This is a genomic window from Pseudophaeobacter arcticus DSM 23566 (assembly GCF_000473205.1).
Taxonomy (GTDB): Bacteria; Pseudomonadota; Alphaproteobacteria; order Rhodobacterales; family Rhodobacteraceae; genus Pseudophaeobacter; species Pseudophaeobacter arcticus.
This window is the reverse complement of sequence record NZ_KI421507.1, coordinates 1,702,168-1,718,613: the sequence shown is the minus strand read 5'-3', so window position 1 is coordinate 1,718,613 and position 16,446 is coordinate 1,702,168. Positions and strand designations below refer to the sequence as shown.

Genomic DNA, 16,446 nt, shown 5'->3' with positions numbered 1-16,446 from the left:
CAGCGCTCAAATCCTAGGGGAATACGACATGAAGCGCGTTGTCATTACCGGAGCAGGGACCATCAATGCCCTGGGGCATTCGGTTGCTGCCACCTTTGAAGCCATGCGCGAGGGCCGTTGCGGCATCGGCAAGCTTGAGTTCCGCGACGTAGAACGCCTCTCCATACGGATCGGCGGTCAGGTGCGCGGCTATGAGGCCGAAGGGCGGTTCAACCGTCAGCAGATGAGCCTTTATGACCGGTTCACCCAGTTCACGCTGATCGCCGCCAAAGAAGCCATTTTGCAATCCGGGCTCGAGTTCCACGGGGAGCTCTCTGCCAAATCCGGCGTGGTTCTGGGCACCGCCGGCGGCGGGGTTTCGACCTGGGACGACAATTACCGCTCTGTCTATGAGGACGGCAAGAACCGGGTACACCCCTTTGTGGTACCCAAGCTGATGAACAACGCAGCTGCCAGCCATGTCTCGATGGAATTCAACCTCAAAGGCCCCAGCTTTACCGTCTCGACCGCCTGTGCCTCCTCTAACCACGCGATGGCGCAGGCCTTTCAGATGGTGCGCAGCGGCATGAGCCCGGCGATGGTCACTGGCGGTTCGGAATCCATGCTCTGCTTTGGCGGTGTCAAAGCCTGGGAAGGGCTGCGGGTGATGTCGAAAAAGGCCTGTCGTCCCTTTAGTGCCAATCGCAATGGCATGGTTCAGGGCGAAGGCGCAGGGATCTTTGTCTTTGAAGAATATGAACATGCCCAGGCGCGCGGGGCGGAGATCCTGTGCGAAGTTCTGGGCTTTGCCATGTCGTCGGATGCCTCAGATATCGTCATGCCCAGCAAACAGGGCGCGGCGCGGGCCATCGCCGGTGCGCTGCAGGATGCCGGCGTGAACCGCGAGCGCGTCGGCTATATCAACGCCCATGGCACCGGAACGGTAGCCAATGACAAAACCGAATGCGCCGCCGTGGCGGATGTTTTTGGCCCCCATGCGGACCGGTTGATGATGTCTTCGACCAAATCCATGCATGGCCATCTGATCGGCGGCACCGGCGCGGTAGAGCTGTTGGCCTGTATCATGGCGTTGAAGGACGGAGTGATTGCGCCGACAATTGGCTATGAAGAGCCAGATCCGGAATGTGCCCTGGATGTGGTGCCAAATCAGGCCCGCGAAGCGCGGGTTGATGTGGCGCTGTCCAATGCCTTTGCCTTTGGCGGTTTGAACGCTGTATTGGCCCTGGGGCGGATCTAAAACGCGCAGGTCTAGACAAAGAAAACCACCGCAGGCTGATGACCTGCGGTGGTTTTGTATGTCCGGGGGCCGCCAAGTGTCCGGGGGCCGCCAAGTGTCCAGGGGCCGGGGGGGGGGTACGGGTTCGGCGCGGGGCGGATCTCGCCCGATGCGCCGAATAGCACCGCTTACTGCTGCACCACGTCCACAACATTGTATCCGGCGGTAAAGCCTTTGAGCGACATCTTCATCTCAACCAGTTGGTCTGGTGCTGGCGCTGGCCGCAGTGCCAGGGTGGCTTCGCTGCCTCCTTTGAAGGTGTCGATATCCGCCTGGGTCAAACCGATCTGGGCAACACAGCCAAGCGGGTTACAGAAGGAATAGTTATACCGCTTGCCAGGGGCGCCATCCACCGAGATGGTCAATGCGGCAGGCAGCAAGGTTTCCAGCGGAACAATGATGGTGGCGCCGGCAACGGCCTGGCCACCGGGCTGATCAATCCGGAACAGCGAGACTTCGGCCATGGGATTGCCGTTTGGATCCGTCAGAATTTGCAGCAAGGAACAAGGATCTGTTTCGGCTTCGGTTTTCACGCAGGCCAGATCCCAGTCGCCATGGGTCTCTTTGGCGTAACGATCCCCAAGTTTTGGGGTGCCATCGTCAACAGGCTGGCCAAGATCCAACATCTGATCCGCGGTTGTTTCGCTGGCCGGCGCGGCCTGTTCAGCTGTTTCAGTGGCGGTTGTTCCACTTTCCTGGGCTGACACAGTGCTTGTCACCGCCAACAGGGCGGCCAGGGTGATTGGCGTAAGGGACTTGATCATGAATGCCTCATTATTCTCAGGTCGTTTGCAAAGGCTTTACCATGTTGCAACTGGGGTGTCAGGTCTCAATCCCGCGACAGATGAGAAATCGGCAAGGATTTGTAAACGAGTTTAGTAACAAGTGAAGGGCTTGGATCAAAAGCAAAAAAGGAAGCTCTCCGGCTCCCCTTTTTGTGTAGTTCTCCCCGTCGGACTGGCCGACTTAGTTATTGATTAGGACGTTACGAAAGGCCCGTGCATTGGTCAACATGGAATAGCAAAAAAATGTGACGCTTAGCTGCTTTACCTGGTGTTTTGGCCAAAGAAGCTCCCAAACGAGAGGGGTTGACCGCCCTGGCTGCCTAAATGATGGGCAAAACGGACGAGGGGAAGGCCAGATACAAAAAACATCGCGATTTGGACCGGGATTTGCCTCGGCAAAAAAAAGGGCCGTGCCCAGGGCACGGCCAGTCTGACAGGGAGGAAATGCCCGTCGCGGTCTCGATTAGAGAGGACGAGCATGACATTGATCGCATATATAAGTTAATAATCAGTTTTCAAGGGACTGTGCTTGAAATCCACGTGCCCGGGGTGATTCCCGTCCGTGCCTTCAAAGGTCCTTTTGGGGGCGTCTATTGGCGGGCAAAGGAAGACTATGACGGACAAGATTTTTATTGGCGGCGGCGGCGAAGGCTACGCTGAGCCGCAAGAGATGAGTTTCAAATATGCAAACCGCCACGGGCTGATCGCCGGGGCCACGGGCACCGGTAAGACGGTAACCCTGCAAATTCTCGCCGAAAGTTTTTCCCAGGCCGGAGTTCCGGTGATCCTGGCGGATGTAAAAGGGGATCTCTCGGGGCTGGCCAAGCCTGGAATGGCTAGCCACAAACTACATGATGCCTTTACCGCGCGTGCCGAAAAAATTGGGTTTTCATCCTATCACTACCACAGCTGCCCGGTCACGTTTTGGGATCTGTTTGGTCAGCAGGGCCATCCGGTGCGCACCACGGTGGCAGAGATGGGACCCCTGTTGTTGGCGCAACTGCTGGAGCTGAGCGAGGCCCAGGAGGGGATATTGAACATCGCCTTTCGGTTGGCGGATGAGCAGGCCCTGCCGCTGCTGGATCTGAAAGACCTGCAGGCGCTTTTGGTCTGGATTGGTGAAAACCGCGGCGCGCTATCGCTGCGCTATGGCAATGTCTCCCCGGCCTCGGTTGGGGCTATTCAGCGGCGTCTGCTGGTGCTGGAAAACCAGGGTGGGGCGGATCTGTTTGGCGAACCCGCGCTGGCGTTGAGCGATCTGATGCGACAGGACAGCGCCGGGCGCGGCATGGTCAATATCCTTGCCTCTGACAAACTGATGGCAGCGCCCAAGCTCTATGCCACTTTTCTGCTCTGGCTGCTGAGCGAACTGTTTGAAGAGCTGCCCGAGGTGGGCGATCCTGACAAGCCCCGGTTGGTGTTCTTCTTTGACGAGGCGCATCTGTTGTTTGAGGACGCGCCAAAGGCCCTGGTCGACAAGGTCGAACAGGTGGCGCGGCTGATCCGCTCCAAGGGGGTGGGCATCTATTTCATCACCCAGAGCCCAGGCGACGTTCCAGAGGATATTCTGGGACAGCTTGGCAATCGCATCCAGCACGCGCTGCGCGCCTTTACCGCGCGGGATCGCAAAAACCTGAAACTGGCCGCCGAGACCTACAGAGAGAACCCGCGGTTTTCGACCGAGGATGCCATTCGCGAGGTTGGCGTTGGCGAGGCGGTGACCTCGATGCTGCAAAAGAAGGGGGTGCCGGGCATTGTCGAGCGTACCCTGATCCGGCCGCCCAGCAGCCAGTTGGGGCCGCTGACAAAAGCGGAGCGTGCTGAGGTGCTGAAGCAATCGGATATGGCGGGGAAATACGACAAACCCCTGGATCGCCATTCTGCCTATGAAATCCTGCTGGCGCGCAGCTCCAAGGCGGCAGAGCAGGCCGAGACCGCAGAAGCCAAGGCAGAGGCGGCGCCAGAACCGATGGCGCGGGAGTTCAATGCCGCACGGCGGTTTTCCGGTTCCCGTATTCCGCGCTCGTCGTCGCGCGGGCATCGACCAAAGGATAGCTTTGCCTCTGCCATGTCAGAAGCGGTGATCAAAGAGCTGAAAGGCACCACCGGTCGGCGTCTGGTACGCGGCATCCTGGGGGGGTTGTTTAAAGGACGCTAAAGTGAAGAGGGGGCTGGCAAATGCCAGCCCCCTCTTGGTTCCGCCTTCGGCGGGGATATTTTGGGCCAAATGAAATATGGGCCTGGAAGACAGGGGCGCCCGGTGTGTTGGGGTGTTGGGCTGCCCTTTTGTTCTGCTACTTCTCCGGGATCAAACCGCGCGGGCTGAAGCGGAGCACCAAGAGCAGGATCAATCCCATGGTGAACAGCCGCATATGGGCGGCATTTTCCAGCAGATGTATCCGCAGCATGTTGGTTTCGTCCAGACCGGAGGTGAGCAGGGTGATCAGCTCCAGGCTCATGGGTTCCACCTTGATCCAGAGGAACCAGATCAGAAAACCGCCCAGGACCGAACCAAAGTTGTTTCCAGAGCCGCCAACGATGACCATCACCCAGATCAGGAAGGTAAAGCGCAGGGGATTATAGGTGCCCGGAGTCAGCTGGCCATCCAGGGTGGTCATCATCGCACCTGCGATGCCGCAGATAGCCGAACCAAGCACAAAGATCTGCAAATGGCGCTTGGTGACGTTTTTCCCCATGGCTTGCGCTGCGACCTCATTGTCGCGAATGGCGCGCATCATCCGCCCCCAGGGGCTTTTGAGCGCCATCTGGGCCATCCAGAGCAGCGCGATCAGAACCACGGAAAACAGTGCTGCATAGCCCAGCTTGACATAAAGCGTCGAGCCCAGAACCGGATCCAGCCCAAGGCTGGCGAACCAGTCGACATAGGTGGGGTCATTTTGCAGATCGACCTCGTAGGGCACTGGACGGGGCAGGCCGACGACGTTTTTCACCCCACGCGACAGCCAGTCTTCGTTTTTGAGGATGGCAATGATGATTTCGGCAATACCCAGGGTGGCAATCGCCAGATAGTCCGAGCGCAGCCCCAGGGCTGTCTTGCCAATCAGCCAGGCAGCTCCGGCCGCCAGCAGGCCACCCACGGGCCAGGACAGCAGCACCGGCCAGCCAAGCCCGCCGATATTGCCCGCCAGCGCCGGATTGATGGCTTCGATCGCCTCAATCGACGGATCGAACAGGGCGCGATAGACGACAAAACCAACAATCAGGATTGCCACAATCAACGCGGCGCGCAGGCCTCCCTTGGGCAGCATCCGGGTTGCGGCAACAGCCGAGATCACCGTCAGCGCCCCCATCACCAGGGCCATGACAACGCCAGGACCACCGGCGCTCCAGGCGCTTGAGGTTGGCGGCGTTGAGGTCAGCACCACTGCAAGACCGCCCAGAGCAGTGAACCCCATGATGCCCACATTGAACAGGCCGGCAAAGCCCCACTGCAGGTTTACCCCCAGCGCCATGATGGCCGAGATCAACCCCATGTTGAGGATCACCAGAGAGGAGTTCCAAGAGCCTGAGAAAAAGCTCCAATCCGTCAGGCCTTCCAGCAGGATCAGCACGGCGACGACCGCAAACAAAAGACTGTGTTTCAGAGTATCAGTCATACCGATTTCCCTTTGAAGAGCCCTGTTGGCTTGAACAGCAGGACGATGATCAGGATCGCAAAGGAGACCGCAAATTTATAGTCGGTGCTCAGCAGTTGCACCAACCCATCGGGTTCCAGGTGTGCCGGCATCAGATAGCCAAGCACCTTTTTCCAGGCGTAGGTTATGGTTACCTCGGAAAAGGCGATGATGAACCCACCTGCAATGGCGCCCTGGGGGCTGCCCAACCCTCCGACAATGGCAGAGGCAAAGATCGGCAGCAGCAGCTGGAAATAGGTGAAGGGCTTAAAGCTCTTGTCGAGCCCGTAGAGCACACCGGCGATGGTCGCCAAGGCGGCCACGATCAGCCAGGTATACATCACCACCCGTTCGGGGTTGATGCCGGACAACAGCGCCAGATCTTCATTGTCGGAATAGGCGCGCATGGATTTACCGGTGCGGGTCTTGTTGAGGAACCAGAACAGCAGCGCCACAACCACAATGGCCGTCACCACAGTGATGCCTTGGGAGGTCTTGATCGCCAGCCCTTCGCGCAGGCCTGTCATGTCCTTAAAGGCGCGTGCCTTGATGATAAAGCGTTCACCATCGGCAAAGCGCTGATCACCTGGTCCAATGATAAAACGTACAATGCCGTTCATCATGAACATCACCCCCAGCGAGACCATGACAAAAACCACAGGCTTGGCTTTTTGCGCGCGGTAAAAGCGATAGACGGTGCGATCCGTGATCAAGACCAGCACCATGGTGGCCAGAATGCCAAAGGGCAGGGCCAAGAGCGCGGTGGGCAGCGGCCCAAAGCTGATGCCCCAGGACTGCAGCAACCAGGTCACCAGAATGGTCATCATGGTGCCAAAGGCCATGGTATCGCCATGGGCAAAGTTGGAAAACCGCAGGATGCTGTAGATCAGCGTGACGCCCAGCGCACCCAACGCCAGCTGGCTGCCATAGGCCACGGCGGGGATCATCACAAAGTTGGTAAGCGCCACAAGGGCGTTGAGGAAGTCCATCAGGAAGTCACCTCTATTGTGTCACAGGTCCCGACATAGACCATGTAATCCTCATTAAAAAATCGGATATCCCAAAGGGCATCACCCTGTGGGCTTATCATGATCTCTTCTTTTGAAGCGCCAGTTCGGAACCGGTACTCGGTTGCACCGCTTTCGAAGCAAATGGCTTTAGCTTTGTAGACGCCGCTTCCGTCGACGTTCACGCGTCCTGACCTCCCAGGGTGTGAAATATCGACATGCAAGGAAAGATCAGCACGTTGCATCCCTTGGTCTGTGACCTTGGCGACATGGGTAAAATAACAGACCTTCTGTAAAGGTTTTGCTGAGAGTGTGCCTGCAGAGAGCAATCCCGTTGCCAGGCTAACAGCGCAGGATAGACCAAAGACGCTTTTTGAATGTAGCAAGGACATGCGTCACCCCCCCAAAAACGATTTGCGTACTTCGGGATCTGCCAGCAGCTCTTGCCCGGTGCCGGTATAGGCATTGCGCCCCTGCACCAGAACATAGCCTTTGTCAGCGATCTCAAGCGCTTGCTTGGCGTTTTGTTCCACCATCAGGATCGGCAATCCGGTACGGGCCACCTCAATGATACGGTCAAACAGCTCATCCATCACGATGGGCGACACCCCGGCGGTGGGCTCATCCAGCATCAAAACCTTGGGCTGGGTCATCAGCGCGCGCCCCACAGCCACCTGCTGGCGTTGCCCACCAGACAGCTCACCGGCGGGCTGGTTGCGCTTGTCGCGCAGGATCGGGAACAGATCATAGACCTGCTCCAGGGTGCCTGTGATGTCATCGGTGCGAATAAACGCCCCCATCTCCAGGTTCTCTTCCACCGTCATCGAGGTAAAGATATTGCTGGTTTGCGGCACAAAGCCCATGCCTTTGATCACCCGGTCCTGTGGGCTCAGCTTGGTGATATCCTCACCGCCCAACCGCACCGCGCCCGAGCGCACATTCAGCATGCCAAAAACCGCCTTCATCGCGGTTGATTTGCCAGCCCCGTTGGGGCCAACAATCACGGCAATTTCACCGGGGTTCACAGCAATGGTGCAGTCATGCAGGATATCCGGCCCCTTGCCGTATCCCCCAGTCATGCTGTCACCAATCAAAAAAGGTTCAGACATGGGCGCCGCCCCTCTTCATCTTGCCAAAAATACCTCGGGGGAGCCGCGAAGCGGCGGGGGCAGAGCCCCGGCTTTCTTTAAAATACCCCATCAGGCCTTCTCCAACTTGTCTTTGTTCTTCAGCCCGGTGCCCAGATAGGCCTCGATCACCTGCTCATTGGCCTTGATCTCGGCCAATGTGCCCTCGGCCAGCTTTTTACCCTCGGCCATGCAGATCACCGGATCACAGAGGCGGTCGATAAATTCCATGTCGTGTTCGATCACCACAAAGGTATAACCGCGCTCCTCATTGAGCCGCTTGATGGCATCGGCAATGGTATAGAGCAGGGTGCGGTTCACCCCGGCGCCAACCTCGTCCAGGAAAACGATCTTGGCATCCACCATCATGGTGCGGCCCAGCTCCAACAGCTTCTTCTGGCCGCCCGATACCTCGCCTGCGCGCAGATCGGCGATATGGCTGATGGTGAGAAATTCCAGCACCTCATCGGCCTTGGCCCGCAGGGCGCGCTCTTCATCGGCAATGCGCTTGCGGCCAAACCAGGTGTTCCACAGGCTTTCCCCCGATTGCGCGCCGGGCACCATCATCAGGTTCTCGCGGCAGGTCATCGAGGAAAACTCATGCGCGATCTGAAAGGTTCGCAGCAGGCCCTTGTGGAACAGCTCATGCGGCGGCAGACCAGTGATATCTTCGCCATCCATGGTCACCCGACCGGATGTGGGCTCAAGAACACCTGCTATCACGTTGAAAAGGGTGGTTTTTCCCGCGCCGTTTGGCCCGATCAAACCGGTTATGGAGCCCTTGGCGATTTCAAGCGAGGCGCCGTCAACCGCGTGGAACCCGCCGAAGTGCTTGTGCAAATCCTCGACGACGATCATATCATTTTATCCCCTGCCGTTATTTTTCGGCTTACTAAATTTGGAACAGCCCGGGAAATTCCCGGGCTGCTCGTTGTCTTTATGATCCTACAAGAGAGATCAGCGGAACTTTACAGTGGTGTTCATGCCGTCTTTGACCAGGATCTCACGGTAGGAGCCTGCGCTCTCACCGGGGCCAATCAGCTCAACGCCGGTGGCACCCTGGAAGTCAACGTCTTTGCCAGCCGCAATCAGTTCCAGTGCCTTGCCCAGCTCACCAGGATTGATCACCTCACCGGGGGCATTGGCCACCTCCATGATCTTGGCGCCATATTCGGCAGGGTCGGTCGAATTTGCCGCCTGCATCGCCAGCAGGATCAAAGCCGCCGCGTCATAGGACTCGGAGGCATAGGCAGAGGTGCCGTCAAAGCCCAGGGCTTTGGCTTGCTCGGCAAAGATTACCGCGCCCTGGCTGTCGGAGCCCGCGATCTGGCCGTAAGAGCCATCCAGGTCGGACCCGACGTTTTCGGGCAGGCTATCACCGATCATGCCGCCAGGCAGACCAAAGGTGTCAAAGGCGCCGGAGTCGAGCGAGGACTGAATGATGCCCAGACCACCCTGGTCGAGATACCCCGCAACCACCAGAATGTCGCCACCGGCAGAGGCCAGCGAGGCCACTTCAGCAGAGTAGTCGCCCTTGCCGTCTTCATGGGCTGCCACGATTGTCACTTCACCGCCAACGGCCTCAAAGGAGGTCTTGATCGCATCGGCCAGACCTTTGCCATAGTCATTGTTGGTGTAGGTCAGAGCGATGGATTCAACGCCTTTTTCCTGCAGAATCTCGGCCATAACCTGGCCTTCACGGGCGTCAGAGGGCGAGGTGCGGAAAAACAGGCCATTGTCTTCCATGGTGGACAGGCCGGGCGAGGTCGCCGAGGGGGAAACCATGACCATGCCGTTTGGAATGGCAACGTTCTGCAGGATGGCACCGGTCACACCGGAGCAGTCGCCGCCGATGATGCCGTTGACGCCTTCCGCGATCAGTTTTTCACCATTGGCCACGGCCAGGCCGTTGTCGATGCAGCCGGTGTCAGCACGCACGGAGGTCACGGTGGCACCATCAAGCAGCAGGCCGGATTTGGTGACTTCGTCCATCGCCATTTCAGAGCCAGCCGCCATGGCAGCGGTCAGCGATTCAATAGGTCCGGTGAAACCGATCAGAACGCCAAGCTTCACTTCCTTGGCGTGGCTGCCTGCATAGGCCGTGCCAGCAGTCAGGGCGAGAGCCGCAGTGGCCATCATCAATTTTTTCATCATAATTCTCCCAGTTTATTGGAACAAGTCTGTTCATAATGAACCCTAGGCAAGGCGCTTTGAAAAGAAAAGTCCCCTTGGCTAGCGACACCCTCCCGATGTCCACTTGCTCTGTATTTTTTTACCAGTAGCGGTTTGCTGGCCTGATGAGGCGGATGCTCTACAGGGTTCGGCACCGAAGTCAAAGAAAACAACGTCGATTTTGTCGCAGGCACCGGCGGGGATCGCCTGTCGTAGCGCGTTGGAACGGAGCAAAACGGCGCCCCTTGGGCGAATTCCAGCCTCGCGATCCAGACCCCCACCGGCGCGCCAAGCATTTGAGGCGTCACGTGATTTTATTGATAAAACCAAAAGGGACAAAGCCGCTGAGGCAAAGCCTGCGACTGTGGCTGAACGCCTGGAGCAAAAGTTGATGTCAGAGATCAGGCCCGCGAAGAAAATGCCACGTGCCGGGGCAGGCTGTGCCCGCCGGGAGGGCGAGGCGGCCGATCAAGTCAGAGAATCAGGAACTGCCAAACCGGCGCGAATCACTGAGCGCCCGATTTGCTGCCGCGCTCGCGGTAGGGGGTGGTGTCGTAATGTGCCCGGTAGCATTTGGAAAAATGCGACGGAGAGGCAAAACCGCAGGCCAGCGCCACATTGATCACGCTCATATCGGTCTGCATCAAAAGATTACGGGCCTTTTGCAACCTCAGCTCCATATAATAGCGTTTGGGACTGCGGTTTAGATAACGACGAAACAGCCGTTCGAGCTGCCGGGTCGACATCCCGACATCCTGCGCCAAGACGGAGGGGCTGATAGGCTCCTCGATATTGGCTTCCATCATTTGGATCACCAGCGACAGCTTAGGGTGACGCACGCCGATGCGGGTTGGTACCGACAGGCGCTGGGTGTCCTGGTCGGTTCGGATAGAGGAATAGATCAACTGGTCGGCCACGGCATTTGCCAGATCCTCGCCGTGGTCATTGGCAATGAGTTTCAGCAACAGGTCAATAGAAGAGGTCCCGCCAGCGGTAGACATGCGATTGTTATCAATGACAAAAACAGACTTGGTGAGGGTCACTTCCTCGAACTCTTCGGCAAAACTGTCGATGTTTTCCCAGTGGATGGTTGCCCGTTTCCCGTCCAGCAATCCCGCTTTGGCCAGGACATAAGAGGCGGTGCACAGTCCGCCAACCATCACGCCTTTGCGGGCCTCGCGGCGCAGCCAGGCCAGCAGCTTTTTGCTGGCTGCGGCCTGAACGTTCACCCCGGCGCAGAGCAGAATAATGTCATCGCGCTGCAATTCACCAAGATCACCATCCACCGCAAAGGTGGTCCCGGCAGAACAGGTAACACTTTCGCCACCTTCACCCAACAATGTCCAGCTATAGAGGTCTTGACCGGCCATGCGATTTGCGATGCGCAGGCATTCAATCGCCGACGCAAAAGAGAGCATCGAAAATCTCTCTAATAAAACAAATACATATCTTTTTTCGGCCGTAACTTCTTTTGATGCTTCGACCGGTTTTCTTTGGGTTTGCATGGGCACATCCTTGGCAAATTTTGAATGCACCGGGAGAGACGAGTAAAAAGTCAGCCCCGCGTGAGACCAGAAAACCGTGACCATAGGTTCGGAGCCGGGTCAAGAGGGGCAAATCTAAACTGGTCAGCACGAGTGCGTTTTTGTATAGGTGGCTTCCGTTCTATTATTAAGACCTCTTATGCGGAGAAAAGCTATGAGTGAGTGGCAAAAAGCATCCTGGCGCAACAAACCCCGCGTGCAGATGCCTGACTATACCGACGCCGCGGCCCTCGGTGCCGTTGAAGCGCAGCTTTCAAATTATCCGCCACTGGTCTTTGCCGGCGAAGCACGTCGCTTGAAACAACATCTTGCAGCGGCGGGCCGTGGCGAGGCGTTTTTGTTGCAGGGCGGTGACTGCGCCGAAAGTTTTGAGCAGTTCAGCGCGGATGCCATCCGCGACACCTTTAAGGTGATGCTGCAGATGGCCATGGTTCTGACCTATGGTGCCAAGGTTCCGGTGGTCAAAGTCGGTCGTATGGCCGGCCAGTTTGCCAAACCCCGCAGCGCGCCAACGGAAACCCTGGATGGGGTGGAACTGCCCAGTTATCGCGGTGACATCATCAACGATCTTGGCTTTACCGAAGCCTCGCGTATTCCGGATCCCAAGCGGATGTTGCAAGCCTACACCCAGGCGGCGGCAACCCTGAACCTGTTGCGGGCATTTTCCACCGGTGGCTATGCCGATGTAAACCAGGTGCACGCCTGGACCTTGGGCTTTACCGAGGGCGAAAAAGCCCAGAGCTACCGTGACATGGCCAATCGCATCACCGATACGCTGGACTTCATGAAGGCGGCGGGCGTGAACAATGATGCCTCGCATGCGCTGCAGACTGTAGAATTCTACACCAGCCACGAAGGCCTGCTGCTGGAATACGAAGAGGCGCTGACCCGTCTGGATTCGACCTCTGGCAAATGGCTTGCGGGCTCCGGTCATATGCTTTGGATCGGGGATCGTACCCGCCAGCCCGATGGCGCCCATGTGGAATTCTGCCGTGGGGTGCTGAACCCCATCGGCATGAAATGTGGCCCAACGACATCCGCCGAAGACCTGAAGGTGCTGATGCAACGCCTGAACCCGGAAAACGAAGAGGGCCGTCTGACGCTGATCGCCCGCTTTGGTGCCGGCAAGGTGGCAGAGCATCTGCCGCGTCTGGTCAAGGCGGTTGAGGAAGAAGGCGCCAAGGTCACCTGGGTCTGCGATCCAATGCATGGCAACACGATAAAATCCTCCACCGGCTACAAAACCCGTCCCTTTGAAAGCGTTCTGCGCGAAGTGCAGGACTTCTTTGCGGTCCATTCCGCCGAAGGCACTATTCCGGGGGGCGTACATTTTGAGATGACAGGGCAGGATGTAACCGAATGCACCGGTGGTGTTCGGGCGGTGACGGATGAAAACCTGAGTGATCGTTACCACACCGCCTGTGATCCGCGTCTCAACGCCAGCCAATCCCTGGAACTGGCCTTCCTGGTTGCAGAAGAATTGTCAGACCTGCGCAACAAGCGCCGGTCGCGCAGCGCCGAAGCCAGCTAAGCCACAGCTTTCAGGCCAGCAAACATCAAAACCGCTCCAGTCTTCTGGGGCGGTTTTTTGTTTTATCGCAGGGTGTTGCGTTAATGCGTTGCGTCACGGTGCTTAAGGCTTAGCTCCCTTCGCAAAAAGGGAAACGCCCCGGGAGTTCTTCCGCGGGGCGTTGCTAACTAGACTATGACCAAATAGACTAGAAATAGGCTAAAATTTTAAGAAACGGGCGTTTCATCACGGCTGGAGACCAGCCGCAGATGTGCCCCTTTTGATTTGCTTTTGGCCTCTGCCCGCGCGGTATCACGCGCCGCTTTTTTCAGCCTGCGATCGGCCAGATCACGCGCCTCTTGCAGGATGGATGTCTCAGAGGCGAGGCGGGACTGCAATTCTGCAAACGCGGGGTTTGGCGCATTCACATCATCCGAGCTGCGCGACTTTGCCTTGAACGCGGTGTCATCCGTGTTTTTGGCAACGGCACGCATTTCGATCGAGGTGATTGCAAAACGCTGCGATGTTTTGGTCGGGTTGCCTTCGGAGACAAAAACACCCAGCGCACGGCTCACATCGCCCAGGTCACTGCGCAGTGGCAGCAGCAGCATGCGGGCCTCACGACGGCCACGCAGACGCGATCCTTCGGTCTGCATCTCGACCTCGACAATGGCGGGGGCTTCAAACATGTGCTCTAGTGCGGCGCTCATCTGTTTGCGCGCATCCGGGGTGAAAAAGGCGGTGATCGGCATGCCGCGCACCTCCATGCCTGCCATCTCGTTGACCTTTTGGCCAGCCAGACGGAAACGGGCGATACCAGGGGCCACACGTTCCAGAATGAACGTCTGGGACAGAATGTTCTCCAACCCGCGCGGGTCAATCTGTGACCGGCTGGGAATGTCGTCGCCGCGACGCAGTGCGGTCCAATAGGCCTCTGCCTGACGCATGGGGGAAACCGGAACGGTGTTACGGAAATTCGTCATGGGAACCACCTTGTTGTCACCCTTGTCCTGGCTAGAGTTTTTTCTGCCGCCAAAAAACATGTGCTTTTCCTTACGTTGTCCGGTCCACTTGCCATCTCGTACGCAACACAATCTGTCGACTGCCCCATTCGTACCGTTTAGATGGTTACCTTGCAGTTAACATGCCACAATATTATTCAAATTTGGACTAAAACTTGAAGCAATGGTTAACACCTTTGTATAAGCACCTATCCTTTTGCGCTTGTCGACAGGTCTGACGACACAGGTTTTGGCCCGGTTTTGCTGCCAATTGATGGAATAAGGACAAGTTGATGAACATACGAAGCATGACCGGGTTTGCCTCGGGGCAGGGGCGACTTGGGGCCCATAGCTGGAGCTGGGAGATGCGGTCGGTCAACGCCAAGGGGCTTGATCTGCGGCTGCGGGTGCCGGACTGGCTGGATGGGCTGGAAGTGCACCTGCGCAGGGTCATGGGCAACAAACTGGCGCGGGGCAATGTCTCGCTCGGGCTGCGTATTAACCGGGGAGAAGACGCTGCCGGAACGCTCACTCTGAACAAACCCTTGCTGAGCTCGGTGCTCACCGCCCTGGCCGAGGCCGAGGCGCTGGCCCAGTCGGCGGGGGTGGATCTGTCGGTCACATCCGGCGCGGATCTGCTGTCTATTCGCGGGGTGCTGGAGACCACCGCACCCGAGGATGATCCGGCGCCCCTGGTTGCCGCGTTAAAAAAGGAATTCGAAAGACTTTTGGCCGAATTCGTTCAAATGCGTGAAGCCGAAGGGGCAGCCTTGGAGCGGGTTTTGCGGAATCAACTGGCCGAAGTGCGGCGTTTGACCCAATTGGCGGCAAACTGTGCCGAAGCGCGCCGCCCCCTGGTGGCCGAGGCGCTCAAGGCGAATCTGGCCAAGGTATTGGAAAACTCTGACGGGGCAGATGCCAATCGGGTTGCCCTGGAATTGGCGATGCTGGCCGTAAAATCCGACGTTACCGAAGAAATCGACAGGCTTGCGGCCCATGTCCTGGCCGCCGAAGATCTGCTGACCACCGGGGATTCGGTGGGGCGCAAGTTTGATTTCCTGATGCAGGAATTCAACCGCGAGGCCAATACGCTCTGTTCAAAAGCGCTTAACAGTGACTTGACCTCGGTGGGGCTAGAGTTGAAAGCAGTGATCGACCAAATGCGCGAACAAGTGCAAAATATAGAATAACTCCAAAGGAGAAGACCTGATGGCAGATCGGCGCGGCCTTTTGATCATCCTGTCCTCGCCCTCCGGCGCGGGCAAATCCACTCTGGCAAAGCGGTTGCGCAGCTGGGACGACTGTATCTCGTTTTCCGTTTCGGCCACCACCCGCAACCCGCGCCCCGGCGAGGTCGACGGGCAGGACTATCATTTTGTATCCGTGGATGATTTCAAATCCGCCGTGACAGAAAATGACATGCTGGAACATGCCCATGTCTTTGGCAATTTCTACGGTTCCCCCAAGGGGCCGGTGCGGGAGGCTATCGAGAACGGGCAGGATGTGTTGTTTGACATCGACTGGCAGGGGGCGCAGCAGATCCGCAATTCAGAGCTGGGTCAGCACACGCTGTCGATCTTTTTGCTGCCGCCCTCGATCACCGAGTTGCGGCGCCGACTGGAAAGCCGGGGGCAGGACGATGCCGAAACCATCAAGCGTCGGATGGAGAAGAGCTGGGATGAAATCAGCCACTGGGGCAGCTATGATCACGTCTTGATCAATGATGATCTGGACACCACCGAAGAGGCGCTGAAAACCATCATCACCGCCACCCGCCTGCGCCGTATCCAGCAGCCGCAGCTCACGGATCATGTGCGCCTGTTGCAAAGCGAATTTGAGGACATGTCATGACACTCTATGCTCTTGGTGATCACCAGCCACAGCTGCACCCCGATACCTGGGTTGCCCCCGATGCCAATCTGATTGGCCAGGTGGTGCTGGAGGCCGGGGCCTCGGTTTGGTTTGGCTGTACCATCCGCGCCGACCACGAAGAGATCCGCATCTGCGAAGGCGCAAATGTGCAGGAAAACGTGGTCATGCACATTGACGCGGGCTTTCCGCTGACCGTGGGCAAGAATTGCACCATTGGCCATAAGGTTATGCTGCATGGCTGCACCATCGGCGAAAACAGCCTGATCGGCATGGGCGCAACTGTTCTGAACGGCGCCAGGATTGGCAAGAACTGTCTGATTGGGGCAGGGGCCTTGATCACCGAAAACAAGGTGATTCCGGATAACTCTCTGGTGATGGGCGCACCAGGCAAGGTTGTGCGCGAGGTCTCTGAGGAACAGGCGCAGAAGCTCACCCTTAGTGCCTTGCATTATCAGGAAAACATGCGCCGCTTCCGCGCTGAAATGCGACCCGTCTAACCAAAGACCCCGGTTCCAAG

General features: G+C 57.7%; 15 protein-coding genes. 6 read left to right on the top strand and 9 right to left on the bottom strand.

The window, feature by feature from the left end; translation table 11 throughout:
* Positions 1-28 precede the first annotated feature (28 nt).
* Complete coding sequence (locus tag ARCT_RS0112280; RefSeq protein ID WP_027240354.1) at positions 29-1,237, top strand: beta-ketoacyl-[acyl-carrier-protein] synthase family protein; 1,209 nt, start codon at positions 29-31, stop codon at positions 1,235-1,237.
* Positions 1,238-1,404: 167 nt separating this feature from the next.
* Here the strand turns inward: ARCT_RS0112280 and ARCT_RS0112275 are convergent, their stop codons facing one another.
* Positions 1,405-2,040: an invasion associated locus B family protein gene (locus tag ARCT_RS0112275; RefSeq protein ID WP_027240353.1), complete on the bottom strand. Its 636-nt coding sequence runs from the start codon at positions 2,038-2,040 to the stop codon at positions 1,405-1,407.
* 634 nt (positions 2,041-2,674) lie between these two features.
* Between ARCT_RS0112275 and ARCT_RS0112265 the strand changes: the two genes are divergently transcribed.
* On the top strand, positions 2,675-4,219 hold the full coding sequence (locus ARCT_RS0112265) for a helicase HerA-like domain-containing protein (protein ID WP_027240351.1): 1,545 nt from the start codon (positions 2,675-2,677) through the stop codon (positions 4,217-4,219).
* Positions 4,220-4,355: 136 nt separating this feature from the next.
* Here the strand turns inward: ARCT_RS0112265 and ARCT_RS0112260 are convergent, their stop codons facing one another.
* The 7 genes from ARCT_RS0112260 to ARCT_RS0112230 all read right to left on the bottom strand — a co-directional run bounded on the left by ARCT_RS0112260 (position 4,356) and on the right by ARCT_RS0112230 (position 11,507).
* Positions 4,356-5,678 carry a branched-chain amino acid ABC transporter permease gene (locus tag ARCT_RS0112260; protein WP_027240350.1) on the bottom strand — a complete coding sequence of 441 codons (1,323 nt, stop codon included), beginning with the start codon at positions 5,676-5,678 and terminating at the stop codon, positions 4,356-4,358.
* Positions 5,675-6,685, bottom strand: a complete 1,011-nt coding sequence (locus tag ARCT_RS0112255) for a branched-chain amino acid ABC transporter permease (protein ID WP_027240349.1) — start codon at positions 6,683-6,685, stop codon at positions 5,675-5,677. The genes ARCT_RS0112260 and ARCT_RS0112255 overlap by 4 nt, the downstream gene beginning before the upstream one ends.
* Positions 6,685-7,095: a hypothetical protein gene (locus tag ARCT_RS0112250; RefSeq protein ID WP_154665348.1), complete on the bottom strand. Its 411-nt coding sequence runs from the start codon at positions 7,093-7,095 to the stop codon at positions 6,685-6,687. Before ARCT_RS0112250 ends, ARCT_RS0112255 begins: the two co-directional genes overlap by 1 nt.
* A gap of 3 nt (positions 7,096-7,098) precedes the next feature.
* A complete protein-coding gene (locus tag ARCT_RS0112245) occupies positions 7,099-7,812 on the bottom strand; it encodes an ABC transporter ATP-binding protein (RefSeq protein WP_027240347.1) in 714 nt (237 codons plus the stop codon).
* A 90-nt stretch (positions 7,813-7,902) separates the two neighbouring features.
* Entirely contained in the window at positions 7,903-8,688 is a 786-nt protein-coding gene (locus tag ARCT_RS0112240; protein ID WP_027240346.1) for an ABC transporter ATP-binding protein, read from the bottom strand.
* Positions 8,689-8,787: 99 nt separating this feature from the next.
* Complete coding sequence (locus tag ARCT_RS0112235) at positions 8,788-9,981, bottom strand: ABC transporter substrate-binding protein (protein WP_027240345.1); 1,194 nt, start codon at positions 9,979-9,981, stop codon at positions 8,788-8,790.
* Between the two features lie 527 nt (positions 9,982-10,508).
* On the bottom strand, positions 10,509-11,507 hold the full coding sequence (locus ARCT_RS0112230; protein WP_027240344.1) for a GlxA family transcriptional regulator: 999 nt from the start codon (positions 11,505-11,507) through the stop codon (positions 10,509-10,511).
* A gap of 193 nt (positions 11,508-11,700) precedes the next feature.
* On the opposite strand from ARCT_RS0112230, the gene ARCT_RS0112225 reads away from it, so the two are divergent.
* Complete coding sequence (locus ARCT_RS0112225; RefSeq protein ID WP_027240343.1) at positions 11,701-13,077, top strand: class II 3-deoxy-7-phosphoheptulonate synthase; 1,377 nt, start codon at positions 11,701-11,703, stop codon at positions 13,075-13,077.
* 206 nt (positions 13,078-13,283) lie between these two features.
* On the opposite strand, the gene ARCT_RS0112220 is transcribed toward ARCT_RS0112225, so the two are convergent.
* Positions 13,284-14,099, bottom strand: a complete 816-nt coding sequence (locus ARCT_RS0112220) for a PAS domain-containing protein (RefSeq protein ID WP_027240342.1) — start codon at positions 14,097-14,099, stop codon at positions 13,284-13,286.
* Positions 14,100-14,350: 251 nt separating this feature from the next.
* On the opposite strand from ARCT_RS0112220, the gene ARCT_RS0112215 reads away from it, so the two are divergent.
* From ARCT_RS0112215 to ARCT_RS0112205, 3 genes are read left to right on the top strand one after another with little or no spacing between them, the layout of a single operon-like run.
* Positions 14,351-15,247 (top strand): YicC/YloC family endoribonuclease, encoded by an 897-nt coding sequence (locus tag ARCT_RS0112215; RefSeq protein WP_027240341.1) that lies wholly within the window; start codon positions 14,351-14,353, stop codon positions 15,245-15,247.
* 19 nt (positions 15,248-15,266) lie between these two features.
* Complete coding sequence (gene gmk / locus ARCT_RS0112210) at positions 15,267-15,908, top strand: guanylate kinase (protein WP_027240340.1); 642 nt, start codon at positions 15,267-15,269, stop codon at positions 15,906-15,908.
* Positions 15,905-16,426: a gamma carbonic anhydrase family protein gene (locus ARCT_RS0112205; RefSeq protein WP_027240339.1), complete on the top strand. Its 522-nt coding sequence runs from the start codon at positions 15,905-15,907 to the stop codon at positions 16,424-16,426. The genes gmk and ARCT_RS0112205 overlap by 4 nt, the downstream gene beginning before the upstream one ends.
* The last annotated feature ends 20 nt before the right edge of the window (positions 16,427-16,446 follow it).